The organism is Shewanella sp. SG41-4 (assembly GCF_014164505.1).
In the GTDB taxonomy this organism is placed as follows: domain Bacteria; phylum Pseudomonadota; class Gammaproteobacteria; order Enterobacterales; family Shewanellaceae; genus Shewanella.
In genome coordinates this window covers 1-12444 of sequence record NZ_JACJFI010000110.1, presented here as the reverse complement: position 1 = coordinate 12444, position 12444 = coordinate 1, and the positions used below count along the sequence as shown (strand labels likewise).

Annotated in this window: 7 protein-coding genes; 2 read left to right on the top strand and 5 right to left on the bottom strand. The window is 41.4% G+C overall.

Annotated elements, in window-relative coordinates:
• Nucleotides 1-111: 111 nt before the first annotated feature.
• The 5 genes from H5202_RS11660 to H5202_RS11640 form a co-directional block, all read right to left on the bottom strand.
• Nucleotides 112-1314: an HD-GYP domain-containing protein gene (locus H5202_RS11660; RefSeq protein ID WP_182772222.1), complete on the bottom strand. Its 1203-nt coding sequence runs from the start codon at nucleotides 1312-1314 to the stop codon at nucleotides 112-114.
• Nucleotides 1315-1470: 156 nt separating this feature from the next.
• On the bottom strand, nucleotides 1471-1992 hold the full coding sequence (locus H5202_RS11655) for a DUF2919 family protein (protein ID WP_182772221.1): 522 nt from the start codon (nucleotides 1990-1992) through the stop codon (nucleotides 1471-1473).
• 54 nt (nucleotides 1993-2046) lie between these two features.
• Nucleotides 2047-4059, bottom strand: a complete 2013-nt coding sequence (gene ligA, locus H5202_RS11650) for an NAD-dependent DNA ligase LigA (protein ID WP_182772220.1) — start codon at nucleotides 4057-4059, stop codon at nucleotides 2047-2049.
• A 101-nt stretch (nucleotides 4060-4160) separates the two neighbouring features.
• On the bottom strand, nucleotides 4161-5201 hold the full coding sequence (zipA, locus tag H5202_RS11645) for a cell division protein ZipA (protein ID WP_182772219.1): 1041 nt from the start codon (nucleotides 5199-5201) through the stop codon (nucleotides 4161-4163).
• A gap of 21 nt (nucleotides 5202-5222) precedes the next feature.
• Nucleotides 5223-8657 (bottom strand): chromosome segregation protein SMC, encoded by a 3435-nt coding sequence (locus H5202_RS11640; protein WP_182772218.1) that lies wholly within the window; start codon nucleotides 8655-8657, stop codon nucleotides 5223-5225.
• A 160-nt stretch (nucleotides 8658-8817) separates the two neighbouring features.
• Between H5202_RS11640 and cysZ the strand changes: the two genes are divergently transcribed.
• On the top strand, nucleotides 8818-9591 hold the full coding sequence (gene cysZ / locus H5202_RS11635; RefSeq protein ID WP_182772217.1) for a sulfate transporter CysZ: 774 nt from the start codon (nucleotides 8818-8820) through the stop codon (nucleotides 9589-9591).
• Between the two features lie 271 nt (nucleotides 9592-9862).
• Nucleotides 9863-12223: a carbohydrate binding family 9 domain-containing protein gene (locus H5202_RS11630; RefSeq protein ID WP_182772223.1), complete on the top strand. Its 2361-nt coding sequence runs from the start codon at nucleotides 9863-9865 to the stop codon at nucleotides 12221-12223.
• Nucleotides 12224-12444 lie beyond the last annotated feature (221 nt).

Sequence of the window (12444 nt, the reverse complement as noted above, 5' to 3'; positions counted from 1 at the left end):
CTTCACGTTAAAACCTTGCTTAACTAATTGTGTTGCAAGGGGTAAACCGAACCAACCGCATCCGATAATAGTAATTGTGTTCATGCTTTCTCAGTGTGACTACGTTGAGTATTAATGATTGAAGTGATTGAAATAAAAACTAATAGGACTATTGGCTTGCAAAGTTTTTACAGCACCATCAGTTAATTCGTCTAATTTTATCACTTCTTGAACTTGCACATCTTCATTAATTAGAAATCGAAAACTGGGGTTTCCACCACTGATATTACATGACCAAACATGAGGTTGTTTTACATCAGCAGTAGTCATCATCACCTTAGCGATGCTCTCATCGCTCAAGCGTACAATCGTGCCAGGAGGATAAATGCCTAATATTTTGACTAAAACTGAAATCAAATTATCAGCATGCTTACTACTGTGAGATTTAAATAAAAGCCCCAACGCTATCTGTGGGCTATGGTATTGATGTAATAACGTTTCGTAGTCATTGGCTAATGACACTATTTGTGTTGTGAGCAGAATGTTGGCTACCGTTAGCTGATTGGGAAATCCACTACCATCGATAAACTCGTGATGATGCAGCACAATATCTAACATGGCTTCAGGGAATAACCCAGTACGACTAAGCATGTCGTAACCAAAATTAGGGTGCATTTTTAAAAAGTTAATTTCATGGTCGGTTAAATCACCTCGTTTCTTACGGCGAATAGGCTCAGGCACTTTTAACTTACCAATATCGTGAAAGAGACTACCTAGAGCAATATCTCGAATGTCCTTTTTAGATAATGAGAGCGCATGGGCTATCATCAAAGCTAAAACAGCAACTGAAATACCATGCTGAGTGACGCTGACATCAATTTCACCACTGCCCACGATAGTGAGTTGCGGGGTTTCAGTTTCAAATAAATGATCGACTAAATCTTCGACTAACGTGGCCGCTTCACGATAAGCCCCCTCGGGATCGCTGACTATTTTACCAAAAACCGTTCTACTATCGTTAACCGATTTGACAAACCGTTGCTGGCTGAGTCGCATGCTTTTTTTAGCTAATGGCCGATGATCGATTTCTTGTTCAACAACCTCTTCTGGTTGTTCGATTTCAACCGATTCATCTATTTTAGGCAGCAAATCATGGCCATCGATCACGTATACAAATGACACGTCGAGACCTTTGATCATCTCGATTTGCACTTGTTGTTCAAGCTTTACTTTACTGCGAAAAAAAGGATGGCTTGTCCATGACAAAGGCAGCTTAACGGTTAACCCGATAACCATTTGCGAAACAGGTATTTGTGTTAATTCTGTTTTAGCCAAAGTACTGATCCTTTTTCACATTAGCCACGTTATGGCCGAGATGATAATGTCATTTCTACGCTAACATTTTTGAAATAGAGCTATGTGTATCAAAGTCATACATTTTAATGTTTTTGGAAACCAATAAATAATAGTGCATTTATACCAAGTCGTACATTATTTCGTATCAGGCTTAATCTCATCATCAGATATGGTTTCGACTTGCACAGTACTATCATCAGGGGTCCAGTCGGTAAAATAGTAATATAGCCGCTTTGATTTGAAGACATAAATAACTGACCAAAACAGAAAAAGCGCATCAATCGAATAGCCAATTTTAAACAAATAGTCATCGTGCATCATACGTTGGAACAAAAATAGTCCATCAATAATCAGTAATCCCCACAAAAACCAACCACTATGCCTAAACAAAGGTATTAATATCGGCCAGCTGCGTTTACGCTCGGCAATAATAAGTCCATAAATCAGTATCGCCCCGACACCAGCAATTAGCGCCGATACAAAATCGCTTTTTTCAGGATAAAATAACCTTACTAACCCTGCACGGTCATTAAACTGGGTTAAGGATGCAATAAAAATACACCAGCCACGGGCTAAAAAGACCAAAATCAAATACAAAAATAATGGCGGTTTTATATGACCACGATCATCTAACCAAGTAATATTACTAAAATTCACAATAAACTCTTATCGGCATGCACCAGCATAAATAAAGCAATACTAGTTTTCATGTTAGTTAGCCGCATTTAATAAATCCATCAGAGCTTGTTCATCTATCACCTTAACGCCCAACTCTTCAGCTTTTGCTAATTTAGAGCCCGCTGCTTCACCAGCAACAAGGCAATCAGTATTTTTCGAAACACTGCCAGCCACTTTGGCGCCCAATGCCTGTAATTGGGCTTTGGCATCGTTACGATTAAGTTGAGTTAGCGTACCAGTTAACACCCACGTTTGCCCTTTTAGACTAAGCTGCGATTCGTCAGCTTGCTCTATTACAGGCCAAGTAATGCCGGCTTCAAGCAATTGCTCTATTACTTCAATGTTATGTGGCTGTGCAAAAAATTGTCGAATGTGTTTTGCTACAATATCACCAACATCAGCGACTTCGAGCAGTTGCTCAACGCTAGCAGCACGAATACGTTCGAACTCGGCAAAGTGTTGGGCTAAATTAGCAGCGGTAGCTTCGCCGACTTCACGGATGCCTAAACTGTATAAAAAACGCGCTAATGTAGTTGTTTTAGCTTGTTTAATCGCCTCGACAATATTGGTAGCTGACTTCATCGCCATACGGTCTAACATGGTGACGCTAGAAGCGGTCAGGGAAAACAAGTCTGCTGGCGTTTTAACCAGTTCTTTATCAATTAATTGCTCGACAATTTTATCGCCCATTCCATCAATATTTAATGCTTTACGGGATGCAAAATGTTTAATCGCCTCTTTACGTTGAGCCTCACAAAAAAGTCCACCACTGCAACGCGCTACAGCTTCACCCTCTAAACGCTCAACAACGCTATTACACACAGGACAATGTTCTGGGAAGATAATATCTTGTGCATCATCAGGGCGTTTTTCAGGCACGATTGCCACAATTTGTGGGATAACATCACCGGCGCGGCGAATAATCACTGTGTCGCCTATTTTAACCCCAAGACGGGCTATTTCATCTGCATTGTGCAAAGTAGCATTCGACACGGTCACGCCACCGACAAATATAGGCTTGAGACGGGCTACAGGGGTAACGGCACCTGTTCGGCCAACCTGAAAGTCAACCGACTCTAATAAAGTCATCTCTTCTTGGGCAGGAAACTTATAGGCTATGGCCCATCTAGGCGCTTTAGCCACAAAGCCAAGAGTTTGTTGCTTAGCAATGTCATTAACTTTTATAACCACGCCATCAATTTCATATTCAAGCGTACTGCGTCTGGCCATAATATCGGCGTAATATGCGTAGACTTTGTCTAATGTATCGGTCACTTTCACTTCGCTACTAACGGGGATACCCCATTGTTTCAACTGTGTCAGTTGGCCAAAATGGCTTTTTTGCATCGGTTGTGACTCACCTTCGACTACACCTAATGCATAAGCATAAAATCCTAGCGCACGTGAGGCAGTAATCTTGCTATCTAATTGGCGTAAACTGCCAGCTGCGGCATTACGTGGATTAACAAAGACTTTGTCACCTTTACTGATTTGACGCAGGTTTAATGCCTCAAATGCGGCTTTGGGCATAAACACTTCGCCACGTACTTCAACTAAATCGGGAAATCCTTGACCGCGTAACTTGAGAGGAATAGAACGAATAGTGCGAACATTAGCAGTAATATCTTCGCCGACACTGCCATCACCTCGCGTTGCGGCGCGCTCAAGAACGCCCAAACGATAGGTAATACTCACGGCTAAACCGTCAAGTTTAGGTTCGCAAACATAATCTACGCTATCGACTTTATCTGTTATACGCTTATTAAATGCGGCAAAATCAGCTTGTTCAAACGCATTGTCGAGACTTAACATCGGTTTAAGGTGGGTAATTTGAGCAAATTTTTGTAATGCTATACCACCGACGCGTTGTGTAGGTGAATCTACCGACTTAAATTGCGGATAGTCACGTTCTAACTCAGTTAAGTGCTTAATTAATCTATCGTATTCAGCATCGGGTATTGACGGAGCATCATCAACGTAATAACGAATATTATGTTGATTAATGGTGTGAGTAAGTTGATCCATTTCAGTTTGAATAGCGTGCATTGTGGCATCCGTCATACAAGTTGTAACCGTGATTTGCTTGAGAAAGTGTAAAGGTTTAAAACAATTAAGGCCGCTGCTGCGGCCTTAATAAACACATCAACCTACGCCGCATTAAGTCGTCGTAAATAATCTTTTTTGGTTGCATCGGACCAAGGTTGACGTTGTCCATCTAGCAGTTCAGCACCGAGATCCTCGGCAATTTGATAAGCTGAGTTCAGCATAATGGTGAAGTTCATTAATGGATCGCCATAACCCGGTAAGGTCATAAACAGCACCACACCTTGGGTGACAAATTGCTCCATATTGTCCGGATCAAATGTTCCAGGTTTTAACATGTTAGCGAGTGAAAATAGCACTTTACCAGTACCCGCATTGTCAATGTGACGATGAAAAATATCCATATCACCAAATTTAAAATTGAGCGACAGCAAGCTTGGCAATAATTCTGCACCTTGAATTTGCTCGCCTGATTTAGCCACAATATGCAGCACTAAGACATCTGTCGGTTCTACTGCTTCACTTGCTAGATCATCAGCTTTAACTTCTACTTCAGTTTTAACTTCGACTTCAGGGTTAACGTCAATTTTTGCCGCTGCTTGTACTGTTGGTTTAATGGGTTCATATCTGGCGACAACAGGTTTGCCTGTATAGCTTTCTAACTTAGCAGTACTGGTTGAAGGATTGAATATCTTTTTAGGGGTATTCATTGACACCGTTACCGTTGGTGCGGGTTTAACATCATCTTCAACAAATAAGCTTTGCTGCGCAGGTTGTACCATTTTAGGTTCGACATGTTCTAGCTCCGTTTTGTCCGGACCAGACTGACGCAGTGAATCTTGTAAAGGTGTATCGGTGAGCTTAGTTGTACTCTGGTGTGGTTTTTGGCTTAAATTGGTCTTTAATTTTGGCTTAACAACGATCTCTTCAACATCACCAGGTTTGCGTACGCGCACCTGACCAATACCATCGACGTCAAAACCTTCAGAGTCTCGACGTTTAGCTTGGTCTTTATAAAATCCAGCCATCGGACTTTGCTTCATTGATTTAGGTTGTTGCTTGCGAATCGACCAAAAACCATGCACTAACACGCCAATGATTGCGATCGCGCCTAATACAAACAATACCAATTGTAGATCTTTCATTAGATTCCCTGTCTTACTAATTTATACCGCGTCTGCCATGGCGACCGCGGCTTCAATGTCTACTGCGACTATTCTTGAAACGCCAGGTTCATGCATAGTAACGCCAATAAGTTGATCAGCCATTTCCATTGTTATTTTATTATGACTGATATAAATAAATTGCACACTTTGTGACATTTCTTTCAGTAACCGACAAAAACGTTCGACGTTGGCGTCATCCAAAGGTGCATCGACTTCATCTAGCATACAAAAAGGGGCTGGATTCAGTCTAAAAATGGCAAAGACTAATGATAAAGCGGTTAACGCTTTTTCTCCACCACTAAGTAAATGTATGGTGCTATTCTTCTTACCTGGCGGTTGCGCCATGATGGTAACACCCGTTTCAAGCAGGTCATCACCGGTTAATGCCAAATAAGCTCTTCCCCCACCAAATACTTTAGGGAATAGCTGCCCTAAATCATGGTTTACCGTTTCGAATGTAGCTTTAAAACGGCTTCGGGTTTCTTTATCTATCTTACGGATAGCGTCTTCTAAAATCGCTAACCCTTTATTTAGGTCATCATCTTGACTGTCTAAATAATCTTTTCGTTCTCGTTGTGATTCAAACTCTTCAATGGCTGCAAGGTTTATAGCACCTAAACGTACTATGTTCTGTTTTACTTTTTCAAGCTGTTGCGACCATACATCAACTGATGCGTGTTCTGGCATGTCGGCAATAACCTGTTGCAGTTGAATTTGCTGTTCTTGCAGCAAATTCAACTGCCCATTCGCCTGCCCTTTTAAGCCCTCACGACGTAACTTTAACGCGCTTATCTTTTGAGTCAAGTCTTGTAACACTACAAGCTGTTGTTTTTGCATCAATACTAAATGGTCTAAACTGGTTTGAAGCTCTGCTTGTTGAGACCGATTTTGCTGTAATTGCTGTTGCAGTGTTTGCTGTTGCTCAAGTGCTTGGGCCAATTGTGTTGATAATTGACTTAAATCATGTTGACCTTGTTGTTGTTGATTGTCGAGCAACATTTGTTGCAACTGAGTCAATTGACTGACTAATTCTGTCTGTTTTTCATGTTGTTGCTTTAATTTCTGTTCACTCAATGCTTGCTGGGTAGCATGTTGTTGCACTTGTGTTTGCAGCTGCTTAACGTTATTAGCAATCTCTGTGCGAATAACTTTGGTTTCGCGAAGCTTAGCTTGGCTTGTTTGCCAAGCTTGTTGGGCAACATCGTGTTGATTCATCGCTTGCAACAATGCATCTTCTTGCGTCGATACCTGTTCTTCAAGAGCATCAACATGCATTTGTTTATCGCTTAATTGCTGTTCAATCTTAGCGATTGAATGGCTGCATTGTTGTTGCTTATCGCGTTTATCAACGGCCTGTTGAGTTAAACTCGTCACCAAAGAGTGTAGTTTTGTCTGCTCTATTTGTAACTGATGACAGATTTGTTGGCATTGATTAAGTTCTACCTGAGTGGTCGCGGCCCGTTGAGTTAACGATGTCAGAGATTGCTGAGACAATAGCTGTTGTTGCTCAAATTCTGCTAATTGCAGGCTTAAGCTTGATCGCTCTTGGCTTAGCACAATGGCTGATTGCCCTACCTGAGTATGATTGAGCACAAAACCATCGCCAATCAAGTACCCTTCTTGGGTGGCTATATATTGGTCCGGTAGCAATGTTGGCAATAAATCTTTTGCTTCATTAAGACTAGAGGCCCACACAACATGTTGTAACCATGGCGCTAAATTAACAGGGGTTGATAAAGCAGGATAAGTCACTTGATGTTGTGATTCAAAACCTACTGTTGGCGGAGAAACACTCAATGAAGATGTTTGACCCAACGCTAAAACAGGTAATTGACTTAAGCCTTGTAACACTTTATCGACCGCTTTTTCCCAACCAGGCACTACCTCAATCACTTGCCATAATTGTTGGCCATCATCCTGAGTGTGATCGTCCAGCAACTCATCAATAAACTGTAATCGAGAGTGATGACGAGTGACAGCTTGCTTTAGGGTTTGATAGGCATCACTCGCTTGAGTAACGGCTTGTTGCTGTTCAAATAAGGTAAGCTCAAGTTGGCTGTGCTGCACTTGTTTATCGTTTAACTGTTGCTCAATATGGGCTAGTTCTGCAGTGCTGTTGTGCAACTGCTGTTGGCTGTCTTGCTGGGCTAAAGCCGCCAAATCAGTTTGTAATTGAGTTAAATTCTGGTCGTCTTGCACTAAACTTTGCTGTTGATGATGGAGCGTCGACTGGCTCAGCGCCAACTGCATCTTATTCGCCGCCAAGATTTCAGCATATTGGGTTACCTGACGTTGCTCATCATCACAGGCTTCTTCAATGGCAAAGACTTGCTCATCGATTTGTTCAAGCGCAATACTCGCCTGTTCATAAGCAGGCTGATGAGCATCCACCTGTGCAACCAATCGCTGATGAACATCGGTCATGCTGACAATATTATTGTCAGCTTGTTTGATTTGCTGTTGTAATGATTGAATTTTTTGCTGTAGCTGAGAGTCTTGCTGCTGCTGATGAGCAAGCTGTTGCTCAAGCTTAGTCATGGTATTACCAGCTTGGTAATACTGCTCTACCAGTTTATGTTCAGCATCACTGAGTTCAGCCAATTGCTGTTTAAGTTGAATAACACTGGTGTCGCCCTGCTGTGCCTTCTTGGCCAAAGATTCAGATTTAAGCTCACCTTCTGCGGTTTCGGCATCAAGCCTATTGGTTTGCTGCAACAATTGTTGGTAGCGCATCACTAATAGTTGGCTATGTAACTCACGTTCGCTATTTTTTAATTCTCGGTACTGCAGAGCAGCTTTTGCTTGTTGCGATAGCTTGTCTAATTGGGCACCAAGTTCAACGCGAATATCGTTTAAACGTTCGAGGTTTTCCCGGGTATGACGAATACGGTTTTCGGTTTCACGGCGGCGCTCTTTATAACGCGAAATACCTGCGGCTTCTTCAATAAACACTCTTAACTCTTGAGGTTTAGATTCGATTAAGCGTGAAATAGTACCTTGTTCGATAATGGCATAACTACGCGGCCCTAGTCCGGTGCCCATGAATAAGTCGGTGATGTCTTTTCGACGACATTTCTGACCATTAAGGAAATAGCTTGATTCACTGTCGCGGTTAACTTGTCGCTTAACCGAGATTTCTTGATAACTGGCATATTGACCAGTGAGCCTTCCCTGAATGTTCTCGAATACCAGTTCGACACCCGCAACAGAAATGGGTTTGCGTGCCGATGAGCCGTTAAAAATAACGTCGGTCATCGAATCGCCGCGTAAATGCTTTGCCGAACTTTCGCCCAGCACCCAGCGTACGGCATCAATCACATTGGATTTTCCGCAGCCGTTAGGGCCAATAATCGCTGATAAGGCGTTATCAAATGGGATTTTAGTTGGGTCTACAAACGACTTAAATCCAGCAAGTTTTATTTGTTTTAATCTCATGTTGCCAGTTCAGGTACGCATTAAAAGGAAAAAGCAGCTCACTTTAGCAATTGAGCAGCTTTTTGTAACGATTTTTATCCTTTTGACACAGTTTATCACTTGTTTTATTGTGCTTGGCTCGTCAAAATCAACAATATAAGTCACAAAATAGGCAGTCTCAATGGTTACCAATTCAATAATCGCCAAAAAAAGTGGTGTGAATTATTTTTTTCAAGGGTTTCAATTAATTAAACAGCCGGGTTTACGCTCATTTGTATTTATCCCGCTGATGATTAATTTAGTCTTATTCGCCTCAGCGATGTATTTTGCGCTAGGGCAATTAACTGAGCTATTTACTTGGATGGACGGACAACTCCCTGAATATCTAAGCTGGTTGAACTTTTTATTGTGGCCATTAGCCGTACTAACAATGTTAGTGGTAATGTCATTTTTATTCAGCTCAGTGATGAACTGGATTGCTGCACCGTTTAATGGTTTGTTAGCCGAAAAAGTCGAGCAGCATCTCACCGGCAAAAGCTTAAATACCGGTGGTTCAGTCGATATGATCAAAGATTTACCGCGTATTTTTGGTCGAGAATGGATTAAGCTAAAATACTATTTACCACGAGCATTATTGTTTTTAGTGTTATTTTGGTTGCCGATTATCGGCCAAACTGCGGCACCCATTTTATGGTTTTTATTCACCGCGTGGATGATGGCCATTCAATATTGCGACTATCCATTTGATAATCATAAAGTCCCTTTTGATGACATGAAATTCGCCCTCAAAAATACCAAAGGCTCTAGTTTTAGCTTCGGTGCTACTGTGACGGTGTTTTCAATGATCCCGATTGTAAACTTTATCGTTATGCCTGTAGCCATTTGTGGCGCAACCGCTATGTGGGTCGATAAATATCGTGATGCCTATAAAAATAGCATTGTCGCCCCTGATTAATCTTTAGAGAATTAAACCATAGATGTATGGACTGTGGCCGCAGTAGAACGGCTTAGATTACACAACGTAAAGCCCAGCCCGATAGCAACTATCGGGCTTTTTTATAACATTCATATCGGCTAATTTAACATTCAGTAACAATTAACTGATAATTTTGGTACAAGTCGGACTACGTTTTAAGTTCTTTTTTGCGACAATAAGAGAAATAACAAAAAATTAAAACTGAGTAAAAGTGATCAACTACTTAATACCCACTAACAGCTTAACCTTCATTAACCGATTAACGCGTACCTTTAGCTATGTATTAACGTTTGCATTGGTATTATTAAGCAGCTTGTTATCTTTTGCAGCATTTGCGGGGTCGAGCCAGCAATTTCACCTCGACATCCCTACCATCAATGAAGACATTGAGGTGGATGGCGACTTTAACGAACCCGCTTGGCAAAATGCTACAGAGGTAATACTGCGTTATGAAACCTCTCCAGGAGAAAATACCGCTGCTCCAGTGACAACCACAGCTAAAGTCTATGCGTCAAACACCAGCCTGTATTTTGCGTTTACCGCCCATGATCCTAATCCGGAGAATATTCGGGCAAACCTGCGTGATCGTGACAAATCATGGGGCGATGACATGGTGGGTATTAAACTTGATACTTTCAATAATGCTCGTTTAGCCTACCAATTTTTTATTAACCCTTATGGCGCACAAAGTGACTCCATTGAAAATGAACTTACAGGCCAAGAAAGTGATGCTTGGGACGGGATTTGGTATAGCAAAGGTAAACTCACCAAAAACGGTTTCCAAGTGGAAGTACAACTCCCTTTAAGGTTATTTAATTTTGATGACAGTAACCCCATTCAAAATTGGGGCATTGAGCTTATTCGCTTTTACCCTCGTAATGAATTCCATCGTTTATCCACTCATCAAATAGACCGCAATGTGTCATGTCAGTTATGCCAATTAGGTATTGCATCCGGCTTAGCCGGCGCTACTCAAGGTAAAGATTTACAACTTACTCCCTCTATTGTTGCCAATAAAAGCCAGCAACGAGACGCAACACAAACCCAACCTTGGAGCGATGACAGCAATGTCGACGTAGGATTAGATTTACGTTGGGGAATTACACCAACCACGCTATTGAATGCCACTTTAAATCCAGACTTTTCTCAAGTGGAAGCCGATGCGGGTCAGTTAGATGTAAACAATACATTTGCGCTCTTCTTTCCCGAAAAGCGCGCATTTTTCTTAGATAACAAAGATTACTTTGATACCCAATTAGATTTACTGCACACCCGCAATATAAGTTCTCCAGATTACGGATTAAAACTCACCAGCAAAACTGACGATCATACTTTTGCAATTTTGGCCGCTAATGATGTTCAAACCCAGTTTTTAGTCCCTGGCAATTTAAGTTCTGATATTGCGGTATTGGATCAGCAAAGCCAAAACATGGCGACTCGCTATCGGTTTGACGCAAGTAAACAGCTTTCGATTGGCGGCTTGGTAACCTTAAAGCAGGCTGATGACTATCATAACTATGTCGCTAGCGCAGACATAAAGTATCAACCGACCCAGCAAGATACTTTTACAGCACAATATGCCCATTCACAAACGGCCTATCCGGAAGATTTATTCAAGCAATTTTGTGGTTCTAATGATTGCAGTCCGAGTAACAGCAATTGCGACAATAGAAATTGCGCCATAAATGAACGGGTACTTCGCACCAATAAGGAAGGTGATTTTAACGACGCCATGTTTAGCCTAACTTACGAACATGAGCGCCGTAATTGGTATACCACAACACATTATGAATCTATCGGTAAAGATTTTAGGGCAGACTTAGGCTTTATAGATAAAATTGATGTGACAAAGTTTGTTGCTGGAGGGGGCTATATTTGGTACCCAGAAAATAACTTCCTTAACAAAATTACACTAGGCGGCGACTGGGACATTACTCATAGCCAAGATAATGAGCGTCTAGAGCAAGAAACGGAGATGTTCATAGAATTAGAAGGTGGATTACAAAGTTATATTGCCACAGGCATTGTGCAACGGGAGCGAGTTGGCAGACGCCATGACCCGAGCTTGATAAACATCGATGGTAATAGCACCATGTTTGATCAAACAATGGGCTGGTTTTATACTAATTTCACCCCCATAAGCTCAGTAAAATTAGAACTGGACATGTTTTTGGGTGACGACATTGATTTTGCCAATAACCGGCCTGCAACAGTTAATATGATCAACCCTGGTATTGAATGGAAATTAACTGAATCCTTAGTGCTCGACATCTCCTATCGTTACCAAACACTAGATGTCGACCATGGTCGGTTGTTTACGGCAAACCTTAGTGATGTCCGCTTAAATTGGCAGCTCTCATTAAACAGTTTCATCCGATTAAGCAGTGTCTATACTCGCATTGAACGCGACCCTGACCTATATGTATATCAACGTCCGGATAGGTTGTATCAAGATATGGGTAATGAGTTACTCTACGGCTATAAACTCAATCCACAAAGCGTATTTTATCTCGGTTATTCAGATGCCTTTATCGCCAATGATGACATTGATTCATTAACACAAGACGAAAAAACCTACTTCATGAAAATCAGTTACGCTTGGTTACTTTAAACATACCGAGAAATAAAATTAACGTTTCAAATATAGCCACAAATACAATAAAGCCGTTGATGCTGAAACATCAACGGCTTTATCATTAAATCAAATTAGATAACTTACTGAGCAACAACCCTATTTCGGCCGGCATTATTAGCTTTATACAGCAACTCATCGGCACGTTGCAGTGCACGATCTAATGTTTCATTGCTCCCAGTAGACATACCACAACTAAA